This window comes from Allobosea sp. P2_B12 (assembly GCF_056404835.1).
In genome coordinates this window covers 55,680-71,028 of record NZ_JBFUDG010000004.1, presented here as the reverse complement: position 1 = coordinate 71,028, position 15,349 = coordinate 55,680, and the positions used below count along the sequence as shown (strand labels likewise).

Sequence of the window (15,349 nt, the reverse complement as noted above, 5' to 3'; positions counted from 1 at the left end):
GGCCGATGAGCCAGCATGCGAATGAATATTGGCCTGCCGATCTTGTCGCCGGCGTCGCGGTCAACTGCCGCCCCGGCGACGAGGACGTCTCCGACCTGGTCGCCTCGATCGCCGCACACGGCCTGCTGCAGCCGCTGGTCGGCCGCCTCGTCGCCAACGGGCGCGTCGAGATCATCGACGGCAACCGCCGCCTCAAGGCAATCAAACATCTCTGGATTGAGCGGCGCTGGACCGAGGCCGTTCCGGTCATGCTGCGCGACCACGAGCCCGACGCCGACGCCTTCGAGATCTCGGTTGCCGCCAATGTGCTGCGCAAGCCGCTGCACCCCGTCGCAGAATACGAGGCCTTCGCCCAGCTCGCCGAGCGCGGCAAGACCAACGACGACATCGCCGCTCACTTCGGCATCACGCTGCGCCAGGTCGAGCAGCGCCAGGCCCTCGGCCGGCTCCATCCCGACGTCCGCAAGGCGTGGCTCGAGGGTGTCATCAACGGCGAGTCCGCGCGCGCCTTCACTCTCGTACCCGCAGACGAACAGGCGCTCTACCTGCAGAAAGCGATGGAATCGCAGGAAGGCTGGCGGCTGCGCGCCGACAGCGTGCGTCGCAGCTTCACCACCGGCACCGTTCCCGCCGACCACTTAGCGGCCCGCTTCATCGGCGCCGAAGCCTATCGCGTCGCCGGCGGTCGCTTCGTCGCCGATCTCTTCGTGGAGCAGCCCGACTTCGCCGACGGCGACCTGCTGCAGCGTCTGGTCGACGACAAGCTGGCGGCAGAAGCCGCGCGGATTCAACAGGAAGAGGGGTGGGGCGAGGTTCTCTTCGGCTCGCCAGCGCAGCAGAGCTACATGTGGGGCCGGCTGACCAAGCCAGCTTTGCCGGAGGCCGAGAAGCCTGCCCGTGCCGTCGAGATCGAGCAGCGCCTCGCCGCGATCGCCGAGCGCCGGCAGGAGATCGAGGACGCGCTCGACAGGCTCGAATGGGATGAAGACGACGAGCCGGCCGAGGTCGCCACCCAGCTGCGCGAGGATGATGATCTGGCCAGCGAGCAGACGCTGCTAGATCGCGAGAAGAGCCTGCTGACTGAACAGTCGTCCTGGCTGCGCCTCCCCGAAGCACAGCGCGCCAAGGCAATTGCGACCATCGGCATCGAGCGTGACGGCTCGCTGACGATCGCGCGCGGTTTCACGAAAACGAAACCGAAGGCCGAGCCCAAGCCCAGCGGCATGGTGGCACCGAAGCCCAAGCCTGCCGCCGATGGCGAGGAAGCACCAGAGCCAGCGCGGCTGTCGGCCGCGCTCATGGACGATCTTGCGCTGACGGCGACGCGCGCCGCGGCACACGTCCTGGCCGGCGAACCGCGTATCGCGCTCGCTGCCTTCGTGGCGACCGCTGTCTGTTATGGCACGCCGCTACGCATCGACCTCAAAGGACGCGGCGAGGGGCCAGACCTGCCTTGGCCGGCCCGCAGCTATGAGCATCGCAACCTGTCGTTCGGCGATGTTTTCCGCTCCGCCATCGCATGGGACCAGGAGGCGCTGCAGAAGCAGGTCGCCCGCGCGATCGCGCACGCGCTCGATTTCACCAGCACGGCCAACAATGCCAACTCCTATGATTCGCTTCAGGCCGCCGCCGTTACGGACCTGCGCTGCGCTTTGCCGGTCGAAGCGCATCGTGCCGCGCTCGTCCAGGCCTTCGACCCGGCCGCCTATTTCACCGCGGCTCCGAAGGCTGAGGCGATCGCGGCGATCGCCGAGTGCGGGGACGAGCCGTCCAAACACACCAAACTCAAGAAGGGCGATCTGATTGCCGTCACCGCCCGGCTTGCCACCGCTCACAGATGGCTGCCGCCGCTGCTGCGCGGCGAAGTCTTCACGGCGATCGACACCCCGCCAGAGCCGGAGGATACGCCCGAGCCCGAGACGCCGGCGGAAGCGCTGCCGCTGGTCGAGCAGCACCAGAGCGCGGCCGAGGCGGCGCAGGGCATCTGGCAGGACCAGGAGCGCAAGCGCCTCGAGGAGCTGAAGACGGCCGATCTCCGCAAGGAGCTGAAGGCCCGCGGCGTCACCGCACCCTTCGGCTCCACCCACGCCGCCATGGTCCTGCTGGCGCTGGCGCCGCGGGCCGACGAAGCGGAGGCCGCGTGATGGACGCGCTCCGCCCGATCGAGATCGACGGCTTCGCCGGCGTCGTCTTCACCACCCAGCCCGGCCCGCCGCCGCAGACGCAATGGCTGGAGCTCTCCGTCCTGCGTATGGACGATCGCTACCAGCGGCCCCTCTCGCAGCGCGGCCGCCAGCAGATCCGCCGCATCGCCGAGCGCTTCCGCTGGTCCCGCTTCGCCCCCGTCATCGTCGCGCCGGTCGAGGGCGGCCTCTATGCGATCATCGATGGCCAGCATCGCTGCCATGCCGCCAAGCTGCGCAACATCAAATCGGTGCCCTGCATGGTCGTGCTGGTCGACGAGGCCGAGCAGGCCGAGGCCTTCACCGAGATCAACACGCGTCAGCTCGCCGTGCGGCCGGCCGTGCTGCACAAGGCCCGGGTCACCGCCGGCGACAAAGCGGCGCTGCGCATCCAGAAGATCTGCGTCCAGGCCGGCGTCTCGATCGCCGACATGAAGCCGGCCTCCGAGATGGGCCGCGGCGAGACCCTGGCCGTCAACACGATCTACAAGCTCGCCGATCTCTACGGCGACGAGACGCTGACGGCCGCGCTCGAGGCGATCGTCAAGGCCGGTGACGGCAATATCGGCATGGTCCGCGCCGGCATCATCACCGCCTATTGCGCGGTGTTCGAAGCCACGCCGGCGCTGCGCGATCATCCCGACCAGCTCGACGTCCTGGACGAGTTCGACCTGCCGGCCGCCTTCGCCCGTATGCAGGCCGCTCCGGTCCAGAAGGGCGCCCTGCGCTGGCGCGTGCTGGCCACCGAGATCGAAGCCTTCCTGCGCCGCCATCTCAACCTTCCGGTGGCGGCATGAACCGCAGCGACTGGCCCGGATCGAGCGAATACCGGCGCGAGCTTCGCCGCGCTTGCATGCTGCAGTTCGCGCTGGCGATCGGCGGCATGATCGCCGCAACCGGCATCATCCTGCTCGTCCTGGTCTCGACCCTGGACGACTGCCCGCGCGAACCGGGCCGGGCCAACCGCCCGACCGTCGCCTGCATCCTCCGACCCGTGGTGCCGTGATGGGCGACAAGACTGGCATCGAATGGACCGACGCCACGGTCAATTTCTGGTGGGGCTGCACGAAGGTCGGTCCAGGATGCGACCGCTGCTATGCGGAGACATGGTCCGGCCGGTTCGGCGAAAGCCTCTGGGGCGTCGGAGCGCCTCGCCGGAAGATCAAGAGCGCGGCCGCGGCGCTCAACCGGCTCGACAACGACTATGCTTGGTGGGCGGCGGACGCCGTCATCGGCAAGTATCACCCCAACTCGACGCGCCGCGTCTTCATCCAATCGATGTCCGATCTCTTCGACACCGAGGTTCCGCTCGAATGGTTCGCGGAGGCTTGGGGCAAGATTGTCCAGTGCGATCGCATCGAGATCCAGATCGTTACCAAACGCATCAGCGTCGTCGAGAAGCGCCTTGCCGCGATCGGCGTCACTAGCTGGCCGAAGCACGTCGGCCTGCTGGTGACGGTCTGCAATCAGGATGAAGCCGACCGCGACATCCCGCGTCTGCTCGCGCTGAAGGCCAAGCTCGGAGTCCCGTGGGTTGGCGTCTCGGCTGAACCGCTGCTGAGCGCGATCGATTTTGAACCCTGGCTCGACTGGGGCGACTTGGATACCGAAATCGACGGCAAGACTTGGGGCTGCCCGGGCTGCGATGACGGATGCGGCAACTGCCCCGAAGGCAGGGCGCACTACCACGTGACCGAAGGCCCGAAAGACGCCGATGGCTGTCCGGAGTGGGTGAGGGCCGAGCGCGTCACTCTCGACTGGATCATCGTCGGCGGCGAGAGCGGGGCCGGTGCACGTCACATGGAGGATGCCTGGGCCGAGGGTATCGTCCAGCAGTGCGCAGCAGCTGGCACAGCCGTCTTCGTCAAGCAGATGGGTGGCGCAGTGAAGGCGAGGATGCGCCCGATCCCGGCGCATTTGCTGGTGCGGCAGTTCCCGAAGGCAGCCGCATGATGCCTCGCGAGCGCGCCGAGATCCTGCCGCTCTCGCTGCCGCCGCGCGGTCTCAACCGATGCCAGGCGGCAGCCTATGTCGGCGTCTCGCCCTCGCTGTTCGACGTCATGGTCGACGACGGCCGCATGCCCCGCCCGAAGCAGGTCAACGCCCGCACCGTCTGGGACCTGCGAAAGCTCGATCTTGCCTTCGACGCGTTGCCCGAACAGGATGGCGGAGAGACCGCCGACAGCGCCGATGCCGGCCGCTGGAAGGCCGCGGTCTGAGCGGTGCCGCATGCTGATCGAATTCCGCCACGTCCATGAGGACCTCGATCGGCATGGCAATGTGCGGATCTACTTCTGGCGGGGCAAGGGGCATCGCAAGATCCGCATCCGTGAGACGCCCGGTTCCGATGCGTTCCGCCAGGCCTATGACGCAGCGACTGTTCAGGACACGCTGATCCGGCCATCGACTCCCGAGCAGCTCGCCGGCATGGCCCATTGGTCGACGGTGAAGCTGCCCAGGCCGGGGACCTATCGCTGGCTCTGCGCGCGCTACATGGCCGAATGCGCCGAGTTCCTGCAGAACGGCAATCGCACCCGCCACGTTCGCCGGCTGGTGCTCGAGAGCACCTTCGACGAGCCGATAGCGCCCGGATCCCAGGACCACTTCGCCGACTTCCCGCTCGAGCATCTCGACGTGTCCGCGCTCTACGTCCTGCGTGATCGCAAGCTGGCGACGCCGGAGGCGGCCAACAGCCGGGTCAAGGCGCTGCGCCAGGTCTTCAAATGGGCGGTGCAACCGAATGTGAAGCTGGTCAGGACCAACATCGCCCGCGACGTGCCGCTCTTCCCGATGAAGGGCGAGGGCTTCCACGCCTGGACGATCGACGAGGTCCGCACCTTCGCCAGGCGCCATCCGATCGGCACCAAGGCCCATCTCGCGCTCGGCCTGCTGCTCTTCACCGGCGTGCGCCGCTCCGATGCGGTCAGGCTCGGCCGGCAGATGATCCGCAGCGGCTGGCTGCACTTCACCGAGGTCAAGAACGGTGCCGCGAAGCCGAAGCCGCGGCAGCTGCCCGTGCTGCCGATCCTGACGCGGATCATCGATGGATCGCCCCTGGGCAACATGACCTTCCTGGTGACGGAGTTCGATCGACCCTTCACCGGCAACGGATTCGGCAACTGGTTCCGCAAGCGCTGCGACGAGGCCGGCCTGCCGCAATGTTCAGCCCATGGCCTGCGCAAGGCCGGCGCGACGATCGCCGCCGACAACGGCGCGACCGAGCATCAGCTGATGGCGATCTTCGGATGGGAAACGCCGGCCCAGGCTGCGCATTACACCAAGCGGGCGAACCGCCGCAGGCTCGCCGGCGCTGGCATGCACTTCATCGACCTGGGCGATCTCGACGGCATCGAGGACGCGCCGGAGGTGGTCGAAGAGGAAGAAAGCTAGAACAGATCTTTCCCACTTTTGCGGGTGGTTGTACCCGGTGAGAAAAATCAGGCCAAAAAGATCAATGAAATCAACGGTCTCTTGGACCGGTGGTGCCCCTGGCCGGAATCGAACCAGCACTCCTTGCGGAACTCGATTTTGAGTCGAGCGCGTCTACCAATTCCGCCACAGGGGCCCCTTGCGGGCGGCCGGACTATAGCGATCGGCTGTGTTCGGTCAATCTGTCGCGGCGCAGCAAAAAGCACTGATGGCGGATAGACGGGTCCCGTCGCTGACGCTAGAGCAGCGGCATGATCAAGCGCCTCTACGAATGGACCATGTCGCTGGCCGCGCGGCCGAGGGCGGAGCTCTGGCTCGCTATCGTCGCCTTCGTCGAGAGCTCGTTCTTCCTGATCCCGGCCGATGTGCTGTTCGTGCCGATGGCGCTGGCGCGTCCCGTGCGGGCCTACCGCTTCGCACTGATCGCGACGGTGTTCTCGACGCTGGGCGGCATCGCCGGTTACGCGCTCGGCTATTACGCTTTCGATATCCTGGCGAAGCCGGTGCTGGCCTTTTACGGCAAGCTCGGCGCCTTCGAGGCGCTGCAGGCCTGCGTCCATGGCGACCAGCAATTGCTGCTGATGCTGCTGACCACCTCGGGGCTGGCGCATCTGCCGCCGATCAAGGTCGTCACCATCCTGGCCGGTGCCGTCCATATCGGGCTCGTCTTCTTCGTTCTGTCCTGCATCCTCGCGCGCGGTGCCCGTTTCTTCGCTCTGGCCTTCCTGCTGCGCCGCTATGGCGAGACGATCCGGCATTTCATCGAGCGTCGCCTGAAAGTGATCGCGGTGGTGGCTGCGGCCGCGCTGATCCTGCTGTATTTCGGCCTCAAGCTGGCCGCAGGATCGGGCCAGCTTCTCTCCTGCTGAGCCGACGCCCATGACCAGTTCCACTTTTGACGCCGCGACCGATGGCGGCCGGACCCTGACGCGCCTTCGCCTCATCGGCGCGATCGGGCTTGGCAGCGCGGCGCTCATCGCCGGGGCCTGGTATTTCCAGATCGTGGTCGGGCTGGTGCCGTGCAAGCTCTGCCTGGAGCAGCGCCTGCCGCATTATGCCGCGATCGGATTGTCGCTGGCGGCGCTCGCCCTGGCCCGTTCAAGCCGGCTGCAGTGGCTGGTGCTGCTGGGGCTTGCTGCACTCATGGCCTGGAGCGCTTGGCTTGGTGCCTACCACGCGGGCGTCGAATGGGGCTGGTTCCTCGGCCCGAGCGATTGCGGCGGCGGCGTCGCCTCGGCGCCCGGCGTGCAGGATTTCATGAAGCAGCTCCAGACCACGCGCGTCGTCGCCTGCTCGGAGGCCGCCTGGCGCTTGCTGGGGCTGTCGCTGGCGGGCTGGAACGCGCTTGCCTCGCTTGGGCTGCTGGCCTTGTCCCTGCTCGGCCTGAGCCGCCGCGCATAACGCGGCGGGGCTCACGGCTCCAGTTCGGAATCCCAGTAGAGATAATCGAGCCAGCTCTCGTGCAGGTAGTTCGGCGGGAACAGCTTGCCGTTGCGGTGCAGGTCGTTGACCGTCGGGGCGTAGGCCTTCTGCATCGGGAACATGTCGACGCTCGCCGGCATCTTGTCGCCCTTGCGCAGATTGCAGGGCGAGCAGGCCGCGACGACGTTCTCCCAGGTCGTCATGCCGCCCTTGGAGCGCGGGATGACGTGGTCGAAGGTCAGTTCGTCGCGCGCGCTGCAATACTGGCAGGAGAAGCGGTCGCGCAGGAAGACATTGAAGCGGGTGAAGGCCGGCGTCCGGGAGGGCTTGATATAGGTCTTCAGCGAGACGACCGAGGGCAGCCGCATGTCGAAGCTGGGGCTGCGGACGACCGTGTCGTATTCGGACACGATGTTCACGCGGTCCATGAAGACCGCCTTGATCGCATCCTGCCAGCTCCAGAGGGAGAGGGGATAGTAGCTCAAAGGCCGAAAATCGGCATTGAGGACCAGCGCCGGACAACCGTCCGGTGAGGCCATCGGATGCATCACATGCGCCGTCAAACCCGCCGCACCTCCGCTTCGTCGCCGGGACGAATCCCGCACGGAGATCAATGTAAGCGCGAGACGACAGGAATGTGAAGGGGATGCGGCGTTTGGGCTGCCAAGGCGTCATGGTCGGGCTCGACCCGACCATCTCCAGCGGACGCAATTTGGAGAGATGCTCGGGTCAAGCCCGAGCATGACGCAGGCCTCAGCGCGTCGGAACCGGCTTCTCGCCGCGATAGTCGTAGAAGCCGCGCTTGGTCTTGCGGCCGAGCCAGCCGGCTTCGACGTACTTCACCAGCAGCGGGCAGGGGCGGTATTTCGAGTCCGCCAGCCCGTCATGCAGCACCTGCATCACGGAGAGGCAGGTGTCGAGGCCGATGAAGTCGGCCAGCTGGAGCGGGCCCATCGGATGGTTGGCGCCGAGCTTCATCGCGGTGTCGATCGCCTCGACCGAGCCGACGCCCTCATAGAGCGTATAGACCGCTTCGTTGATCATCGGCAGCAGGATGCGGTTGACGATGAAGGCCGGGAAATCCTCGGAGACCGAGACGGTCTTGTGCAGCTTGCCGACGAACTCCCGGGCGAGCTCGAAGGTCTGGTCGTCGGTGGCGATGCCGCGGATCAGCTCGACGAGCTGCATCAGCGGGACGGGGTTCATGAAATGGATGCCGATGAAGCGCTCGGGCCGGTCGGTCGCGGCGGCGAGCCGCGTGATCGAGATCGAGGAGGTGTTCGAGGCCAGGATCGCGTCGGGCTTGATGTGCTGGCAGGCGGCGGTGAAGATCTTGCGCTTGGTCTCCTCGCTCTCGGTCGCGGCCTCGATGACGAGGTCGCAATCGGCGAGGCCTTCCAGCCCCGGAGCCGCGATGATCTTCGCCATGGCGTCGCGGCGGATCTCGTCGCCGATGGCACCCTTGGCGACCTGGCGAGCCATGTTGCCGTCGATCGTCGCCAGCGCCGCCTTGATGCGATCCTCGGCGAGGTCATGCAGCCTGACCTCGAAGCCGGCGACCGCCGCCACATGGGCGATGCCGTTGCCCATCTGGCCCGCGCCGATGATGCCGATCGTCCTGATCGCCTGAGCCGACATGGTCTGTTCCATCTCCGGTGTCATCGTTCCTTTGTCGGAAGCGATGTGGGCCGCCGCGAACGGCAGCCCCTTTATATATCAATCAAAGGCGCGCAGTGCACCCAAGCCTACTTGCCGATTTTGGCGAGTTCGGCGTCGAGCTCGGGCAGGATGGTGAAGAGATCGCCGACGAGGCCGTAATCGGCGACCTGGAAGATCGGCGCCTCCTCGTCCTTGTTGATCGCGACGATGACCTTCGAGTCCTTCATGCCGGCGAGATGCTGGATCGCGCCGGAGATGCCGACCGCGATGTAGAGATCCGGCGCCACGACCTTGCCGGTCTGGCCGACCTGCCAGTCATTGGGAGCATAGCCGGCATCGACCGCTGCGCGCGAGGCGCCCATGGCTGCGCCCAGCCGGTCGGCGACGGGCTCGATCACCTTGGTGAAGTTCTCCGACGAAGCCAGGGCACGGCCGCCCGAGATGATGATCTTGGCCGAGGCCAGTTCCGGACGGTCGGACTTGGCGACCTCTTCGCCCTTGAAGCTCGAGGTGCCGTCACTGCCGGCGGCTGCAGCCGTCTCGATCGGGGCGCTGGCGCTTCCGTCGCCGGTCGCGGCGAAGGAGGCGCCACGGACGGTGATGACCTTCTTGGCGTCGCTGGCCTGCACGGTCTGGATGGCGTTGCCGGCATATATCGGCCGCTCGAAGGTGTCGGGCGAGACGATCTTGGTGACCTCCGAGACCTGCATCACGTCGAGCAGGGCGGCGACGCGCGGCATGACGTTCTTGCCGGTGGTGGTGCCCGGCGCGACGATCGCGTCATAGGAGCCGGCGAGCGAGACGATCAGCGCGGCCAGCGGCTCGGCCAGGCGATGCTCGTAAGCCGCATCGTCGACCAGCAGCACCTTCTCGATGCCGTCGAGTTTGGCTGCAGCCTCGGCCACGGCCTTGGCGTTGTGGCCGGCGACGAGGACATGGACCGACGCGCCGAGTTCCTTGGCGGCGGTCAGGGCCTTGCGGGTCGCCTCGTTGAGGCTCTTGTTGTCGTGCTTGGCGAGAAGAAGCGTCGTCATGGTCTCACAGAACTCCCGCTTCGTTCTTCAGCTTGGAAACCAGCTCGGCGACGGAGCCGACTTTGACGCCGGCGGAGCGGCCGGCGGGCTCGACGGTCTTGAGCACCTTCAGGCGCGGCGTGACGTCGACGCCGAGAGCCTCGGCCGAGGTCTCATCGAGCGGCTTCTTCTTGGCCTTCATGATATTGGGCAGCGAGGCGTAGCGCGGCTCGTTCAGGCGCAGATCGGTGGTGACGATCGCGGGCAGCTTGAGCTGAACCGTCTGGAGGCCGCCATCGACCTCGCGGATGACATCGACCGAGCCGTCACCGACCGTGACCTTCGAGGCGAAGGTGCCCTGCGGCCAGCCGAGCAGGGCCGCCAGCATCTGGCCGGTCTGGTTGCAGTCGTCGTCGATCGCCTGCTTGCCGAGGATGACGAGCTCGGGGCTTTCCTGCTCGACCACCTTCTTGAGGAGCTTGGCGACGGCGAGCGGTTCGACCGTGCCATCGACCTTGACCAGGATGCCGCGGTCGGCGCCCATGGCGAGACCGGTGCGGATCGTCTCGGCGGCCTGGGCCGGGCCGATCGAGACCACGACCACCTCGGTCGCCTTGCCGGCTTCCCGAAGGCGGAGCGCCTCCTCGACGGCGATCTCGTCAAAGGGATTCATCGACATCTTGACGTTGGCGAGCTCGACCCCGGAGCCGTCCGCCTTGACGCGAATCTTCACGTTGTAGTCGACAACCCGCTTCACGGGCACAAGGATCTTCATCGTCATCATCACCGTTCAGAGAAGAGGCTGTCTTTGCCGCAACCTTGGCCACAGGCTGGGCCGCGCCGCGACCGGCGGCAGGATGGCGGCATCGCGGCTCTCGGCTGGAATGCGGAGGGACCGTAACGACGGCCGTTTGCGCTTGTCAACGCTGCGAACGGCCCATTGGCGATGTGAAAACCGCACCCCTCACCCCCGCGCGACGCGCCCGAACAGCGTGACGCCGCGATGGATGAAGAGCGGCGTCAGCGCCGCGCCAGTGCCGAGCCCGCCGAGATGCGCCCACCAGCCGACATGGCCCTGCGGATCGATCAGCGCCTGGACGAGCTGGAACAGGATCCAGAAGCCGATCGCATAGAGTGCGGTGATATGCAGCGGGATCCAATTGAAGGCGAGGCCCCAGATGCGGACGCGCGGATAGAGCATCAGATAAGACGCGATGACGCCCGAGATCGCGCCCGAGGCGCCGATCAGCGGCTGGTCGGAGGCCGGGTTCATCAGCGCATGCGCCAGCGAGCCGCCGAGACCGCACAGGAAGAAGAACAGCAGGAAGCGCCCATGGCCCATGGCATCCTCGACATTGTCGCCGAAGACCCAGAGGAACAGCATGTTGCCGAAGAGATGCGCCAGGCTGACATGCAACAGGACATTGCTGAACAGCGTCAGCCAGGGCGGGGCCTGCAGCAATTCGGCGGGCAACTGCGCCGCGCCGAAGAACACCGAGGGGATCAGCCCGAAGCCGGCTGCGACCGCGATCTGGCCTTCGGCATTCTGGCGCAGCGTCACCAGAAGGTAGGCGCAGATGCACAGGCAGACCAGTGCGTAGGTGACATAGGGCGCGCGCATGAAGCGCAGCGGCACACCGTCATGCAGGGGGATGAACATCGCGCGCCTAGCGATTCTGGCCGGGCACCCAGAGCACGTCGCCCCCGGCCCTGGCATTGAGGAAGCGGGAGGCGACGAAGAGGAAGTCCGAGAGGCGGTTGATGTAGTGCAGCGCCGGCTCGCCGACGATCTCACCTTCGGTCTGCGCCAGTTCCGTCATCAGCCGCTCGGCGCGGCGGCTCACCGTGCGGGCGAGATGCAGATGCGTGGCGGCCGGCGTGCCGCCTGGCAGCACGAACGAGCGCAGCGGCGCCAGATCGGCGTTGAGCGCGTCGATATCGGCCTCGATCCGCGCGACCTGGGCGGCGACGATGCGCAGCGGCTCATAGGCCGGCGGCGTGCCGGTATCAGGGGTCGATAGGTCGGCGCCGAGATCGAACAAATCGTTGCTGATGCGGCCGAGCATCGCATCGACCCCGGCATCCTCGATAGCGGCATGAAGCCGGGCGATGCCGATGCAGGAATTGGTCTCGTCGATGGTGCCATAGGCGGCGACGCGCAGGTCGAACTTGGCACGGCGCGGCCCGGTCGCGAGCCCGGTGGTGCCGTCGTCGCCGGTGCGGGTGTAGATCTTGTTGAGCTTGACCATGACCGCGTTATAGCGCGGCGCGTGCCGGACGGAAGCTCCCGCAGCCCTCATCCTGAGGAGCCGCGCAGCGGCGTCTCGAAGGATGGTTCAGAGCGCGCTGGAACATCCTTCGAGACGCAGCCTGACGGCTGCTCCTCAGGATGAGGGCTGAACTTGCTCGTCTCTAGAAAGTATAGCCGAGCTTTGCGCCGACATTGGCCGGACCGCGCGGGTTGCCGCGATCGGCGCAGCCGGCGGTGCTGAAATGCTCCAGCGTGGCGACCAGGCTCCAGCGGTCGCTGAGGCGCACGCCGAGCGCGGCGGCCTCGCGCGTGCCGCTGTTGCAGCCAAGATTGAGACGGTTTTCGGGGATGATCGCGCCGGTCTTGCCGTCGTTGAGGGCGGCGCCGAGGCTCGCCTCGACGAAGACGGCCTTGGTCAGATCGACCGTCCAGGTCGCGCCGGCATAGGCATAACGCGTGCCGTTGAAGTTCGCGCTCGAGCCGATATGGAAGCGCGGGACGAAGGCGTTGGCGAAGCGGTCGGTCAGGGTGAGTGGGCGCGGCGTCACGATCTCGCCGCTGAAGTTGAGGAGCCCGCTTTCGCGCCCGCCGGGATTGGCGACGGCGGCGCCGATGCGCGCTTCCCAGGACAGTGCAGGGGAGGGTTCGGGCGCGGGAGCGTAGCTCGAGACTCCGGCCGGGAGGGTCTGTGCCTGCGCCGCCAGAGGCGAGGCCGTCAGAAATCCGGCGAGGAGGAGCAACGCGACGCGAACCATGGGCAGAGTGTTCTTCTTGTCGGCAAGGCGGAGATTAAGGAAGCACAGAGACTCGTGTCGGGAATATGGCGGGATTGCGGCGACGGGTCCTTGGTTGCGGTGGCAAGCAAAAATAAGTTGATTTGAATCAATATGTTGAACGATTCATGGGGATGAATGGCATGTTCGCGGATGGCCGCATGCCCTGTTGATGAAGCCTAAAGCGGCTCAGCCGCTGCGCCACCACATCACGCCGAGAATAAGCAGGATCGCGACGAATTGCAGGATCACCCGCAGGCGCATCAGCCTCTGCGAGGTGTTGGCGCTGCCGCCGCGCAACATGTTCGCCAGCCCGAGCAGGAGAACCACAGCAACGGCGCCGAGCGCGAGTGGGACGATTGAACCGGAGAGTGTCATCCGACTGCACATAAGCCGCAGCCGGCGGCTTGACCAGCCAGCCGCCGCACCAGTGACGCTCGGCCGCAGCCGCGCCCATGAGCCTCAGCGGTAGCGTCGCTGCACGATCAGATGCGCCGCGACGGTCAGGACAATGGTCGCCGTCATCAGGATGAAGGAGATCGCGCCGCCGAAGGGCCAGTTGTTCTGCTGGGCGAACTGACCATAGACCAGCGGCCCCATCATCTGGAATTTCGGGCCGCCGAGCAGGACCGGCGTGGCATAGGCGTTCATCGCCAGGATGAAGGTCAGGATCGTGCCCGCCAGGATGCCGGGCAAAGCGAGCGGCCAGAGCACGCGCCGAAACATCGCGGCAGGCCCGGCGCCGAGGCTGAAGGCGGCCTCCTCGACATTACGCGGAATGCCCTCGATCACGCTCTGCAGCGTCAGGACCATGAAGGGCAGGTTGACCGCGATGATGCCGATCAGCACGGCGTTCTCGGTGTACATGATCTCCAGTGGCTGATCGATGACGCCGAGGCCCATCAGCGAGGCGTTGAGCGCGCCCCTGCTGCCGAAGGCGGTCATCCAGCCGGCCGCGCGCACGGCGTTGCCGACGAAGAGCGGCAGCACCACCGAAATGATCAACAGGTTCTTGAAACGGCTCTGGGTGCGGGCCAGCACATAGGCCAGCGGGAAGCCCATCACCAGGCAGACGACGGTGCAGAACACGGCGACGCGGACCGTGCGGGCGAGCACGTTCAGGTAGTAGCCGTCGGTGAAGAACTTGACGTAATTCTCGATCGTCAGCCCATCGACCATGAACTGGCCGGGAATGAACTGGTTCAGCGAATAGCGGAACAGGATCGCGATCGGGCCAAGCAGCCCGATTGCGACGAAGAGCGTCGCCGGCATGACGAGCAGGCCGGCAAGGCCGGTGCGCGCGCCGGCGACGGGCTCGGGCGCGGTGCTCATGGCAGGGCTCCGCCGTCATGGTCGGCCTTGTGCCGACCATCCACGTCTTGAACGCCTGCCGGGGCAGGCAGCGAGATTTGGATCGGCCGAGCCCGACCGCCGGAAATGGTGCGCTTTCCATCCGCGTCGCAAGACGTGGATGGTCGGGACAAGCCCGACCATGACGGGAGAGGGAAAACGCTCATGACGGCAGGGTTCGGTCGCGATTGCATCAGGACTTGAAGACCTTGTCCCACCACTCCTTCATCGCCGAGTCGTTCTTGGCGAGGAAGCCGTAGTCGAGGTCGCGGAGCTTCTTCTCTTCCTCCGGCGTGAAGCCGATGCGCTTCTGCAGGTCGGGAGCCACATTCAGGCCGGTGACGGTGCCGTTATAGCCCATGTCGACCGCGAAGGCCTCCTGCGGCGCCTTTTCCAGCATTGCGTTCATATAGGCGTAGGCGTTGTCCTTGTTGGGCGCGTTCTTCTGGATCGCGAAGCCCGAGACATAGGCCGGGATGCCCTCGACCGGCGAGATCGCCTCGCAGGGGATGCCGGCGTTCTGCCACTGGACGACGCGGGCCTTCCAGATCGCGCTGATGCCGATCTCCTCGTTTTTCATCGCGGCAGCGAAGGCCTCGTTGGTCGGGTAGACGCGGGCGCCGGCCTTCTTCACGGCCATCAGGATCTCCTTGGCCTTGTCGAGGTCGTTCATGTCCTTGCCGCCGGTCGCCGCCATCGAGGCCGCGATCATGATCGACTGGTACTGGATGTCGATAAAGCCGATCTTGTTGCCGTGCTTGGGGTCGAGCCAGTCCTTGAAGCCGGTCGGGGCTGGGCTGATGATCTTGGGATTGTAGATCACCACATTGCCCGAATAGATGTGCCCGACGCCGTATGGGTATTTCATCGCCGGCAGCAGGTTCTTGGCGTTCGGGATCTTCGAATAGTCGAGCGCCTCGATGACGCCGGCCTCGTTCATCTCGAACATGTTGGCGGCCGAGAGGCCCTGGATGTCGACCGTGCCACGCGGCAGGCGACGCTCGGCGACCATCTTGGCGCGGCGCGGCGCGTCGCCGGCCTGATCCTGCACCACTTCCATGCCCTTGGGCTTGAGGATCGGGTCCTCGATGTTCTTGGTCAGCAGGCGGGCATAGTCGCCGCCCCAGGTGCCGACCACGACCTTGCCAGCCGCCTGGGCAAGCGCCGGGGTGCCGAGCGTCGAGGCGAGCGCGGCGGCGCCGGCGCCCTTGAGCAGATCGCGTCTGTCGAATGTGGTCATGGTGAAACTCCCCTGTTGGACGCCTGTCG

General features: G+C 66.3%; 18 protein-coding genes and 1 tRNA gene. 8 read left to right on the top strand and 11 right to left on the bottom strand.

All coding sequences use genetic code 11. The features are described 5' to 3' along the window. Positions 1 to 5: 5 nt before the first annotated feature. From AC1DYU_RS11920 to AC1DYU_RS11895, 6 genes are read left to right on the top strand one after another with little or no spacing between them, the layout of a single operon-like run. Positions 6 to 2,144, top strand: coding sequence for a ParB/RepB/Spo0J family partition protein (locus AC1DYU_RS11920; protein ID WP_476791809.1), 2,139 nt, complete (start codon positions 6 to 8; stop codon positions 2,142 to 2,144). Next, positions 2,144 to 2,980 (top strand): DUF6551 family protein, encoded by an 837-nt coding sequence (locus tag AC1DYU_RS11915; RefSeq protein WP_476791808.1) that lies wholly within the window; start codon positions 2,144 to 2,146, stop codon positions 2,978 to 2,980. Before AC1DYU_RS11920 ends, AC1DYU_RS11915 begins: the two co-directional genes overlap by 1 nt. Continuing rightward, positions 2,977 to 3,189, top strand: coding sequence for a hypothetical protein (locus AC1DYU_RS11910; protein WP_476791807.1), 213 nt, complete (start codon positions 2,977 to 2,979; stop codon positions 3,187 to 3,189). The genes AC1DYU_RS11915 and AC1DYU_RS11910 overlap by 4 nt, the downstream gene beginning before the upstream one ends. After that, on the top strand, positions 3,189 to 4,136 hold the full coding sequence (locus AC1DYU_RS11905) for a DUF5131 family protein (protein WP_476791806.1): 948 nt from the start codon (positions 3,189 to 3,191) through the stop codon (positions 4,134 to 4,136). The genes AC1DYU_RS11910 and AC1DYU_RS11905 overlap by 1 nt, the downstream gene beginning before the upstream one ends. Beyond that, positions 4,133 to 4,402, top strand: a complete 270-nt coding sequence (locus tag AC1DYU_RS11900) for a hypothetical protein (RefSeq protein WP_476791805.1) — start codon at positions 4,133 to 4,135, stop codon at positions 4,400 to 4,402. Before AC1DYU_RS11905 ends, AC1DYU_RS11900 begins: the two co-directional genes overlap by 4 nt. A gap of 10 nt (positions 4,403 to 4,412) precedes the next feature. Beyond that, positions 4,413 to 5,573 carry a tyrosine-type recombinase/integrase gene (locus tag AC1DYU_RS11895; protein WP_476791804.1) on the top strand — a complete coding sequence of 387 codons (1,161 nt, stop codon included), beginning with the start codon at positions 4,413 to 4,415 and terminating at the stop codon, positions 5,571 to 5,573. 90 nt (positions 5,574 to 5,663) lie between these two features. On the opposite strand, the gene AC1DYU_RS11890 is transcribed toward AC1DYU_RS11895, so the two are convergent. Further along, positions 5,664 to 5,748, bottom strand: a tRNA-Leu gene (locus tag AC1DYU_RS11890). A 115-nt stretch (positions 5,749 to 5,863) separates the two neighbouring features. Here AC1DYU_RS11890 and AC1DYU_RS11885 point away from each other — a divergent pair. Both AC1DYU_RS11885 and AC1DYU_RS11880 read left to right on the top strand, forming a co-directional pair. Further along, positions 5,864 to 6,481, top strand: coding sequence for a YqaA family protein (locus tag AC1DYU_RS11885; protein WP_476791803.1), 618 nt, complete (start codon positions 5,864 to 5,866; stop codon positions 6,479 to 6,481). Between the two features lie 10 nt (positions 6,482 to 6,491). Continuing rightward, a complete protein-coding gene (locus AC1DYU_RS11880) occupies positions 6,492 to 7,013 on the top strand; it encodes a disulfide bond formation protein B (protein ID WP_158483443.1) in 522 nt (173 codons plus the stop codon). An 11-nt stretch (positions 7,014 to 7,024) separates the two neighbouring features. Here AC1DYU_RS11880 and AC1DYU_RS11875 read toward each other — a convergent pair whose 3' ends face one another. From AC1DYU_RS11875 to AC1DYU_RS11830, 10 genes are all read right to left on the bottom strand, one after another. Then, a complete protein-coding gene (locus tag AC1DYU_RS11875; RefSeq protein ID WP_476791802.1) occupies positions 7,025 to 7,582 on the bottom strand; it encodes an HNH endonuclease in 558 nt (185 codons plus the stop codon). Positions 7,583 to 7,787: 205 nt separating this feature from the next. Next, a complete protein-coding gene (locus tag AC1DYU_RS11870) occupies positions 7,788 to 8,684 on the bottom strand; it encodes a 3-hydroxybutyryl-CoA dehydrogenase (protein WP_158483441.1) in 897 nt (298 codons plus the stop codon). Between the two features lie 95 nt (positions 8,685 to 8,779). Next, entirely contained in the window at positions 8,780 to 9,727 is a 948-nt protein-coding gene (locus AC1DYU_RS11865; protein ID WP_158483440.1) for an electron transfer flavoprotein subunit alpha/FixB family protein, read from the bottom strand. A 4-nt stretch (positions 9,728 to 9,731) separates the two neighbouring features. Further along, the gene (locus tag AC1DYU_RS11860) at positions 9,732 to 10,481 is read right to left on the bottom strand and encodes an electron transfer flavoprotein subunit beta/FixA family protein (protein WP_158483439.1); all 750 of its coding nucleotides are present in this window, start codon (positions 10,479 to 10,481) and stop codon (positions 9,732 to 9,734) included. A gap of 189 nt (positions 10,482 to 10,670) precedes the next feature. Beyond that, positions 10,671 to 11,366: a rhomboid family intramembrane serine protease gene (locus tag AC1DYU_RS11855; RefSeq protein ID WP_476791801.1), complete on the bottom strand. Its 696-nt coding sequence runs from the start codon at positions 11,364 to 11,366 to the stop codon at positions 10,671 to 10,673. A 7-nt stretch (positions 11,367 to 11,373) separates the two neighbouring features. After that, a complete protein-coding gene (locus AC1DYU_RS11850) occupies positions 11,374 to 11,955 on the bottom strand; it encodes a cob(I)yrinic acid a,c-diamide adenosyltransferase (RefSeq protein WP_476791800.1) in 582 nt (193 codons plus the stop codon). A 163-nt stretch (positions 11,956 to 12,118) separates the two neighbouring features. Next, positions 12,119 to 12,712 (bottom strand): acyloxyacyl hydrolase, encoded by a 594-nt coding sequence (locus AC1DYU_RS11845; RefSeq protein WP_476791799.1) that lies wholly within the window; start codon positions 12,710 to 12,712, stop codon positions 12,119 to 12,121. A gap of 207 nt (positions 12,713 to 12,919) precedes the next feature. Then, positions 12,920 to 13,108, bottom strand: a complete 189-nt coding sequence (locus tag AC1DYU_RS11840) for a twin transmembrane helix small protein (RefSeq protein ID WP_158483435.1) — start codon at positions 13,106 to 13,108, stop codon at positions 12,920 to 12,922. An 84-nt stretch (positions 13,109 to 13,192) separates the two neighbouring features. Then, a complete protein-coding gene (locus tag AC1DYU_RS11835) occupies positions 13,193 to 14,062 on the bottom strand; it encodes an ABC transporter permease (RefSeq protein ID WP_476791798.1) in 870 nt (289 codons plus the stop codon). A 211-nt stretch (positions 14,063 to 14,273) separates the two neighbouring features. Continuing rightward, the gene (locus tag AC1DYU_RS11830; protein WP_476791797.1) at positions 14,274 to 15,320 is read right to left on the bottom strand and encodes an ABC transporter substrate-binding protein; all 1,047 of its coding nucleotides are present in this window, start codon (positions 15,318 to 15,320) and stop codon (positions 14,274 to 14,276) included. Between the last annotated feature and the right edge of the window lie 29 nt (positions 15,321 to 15,349).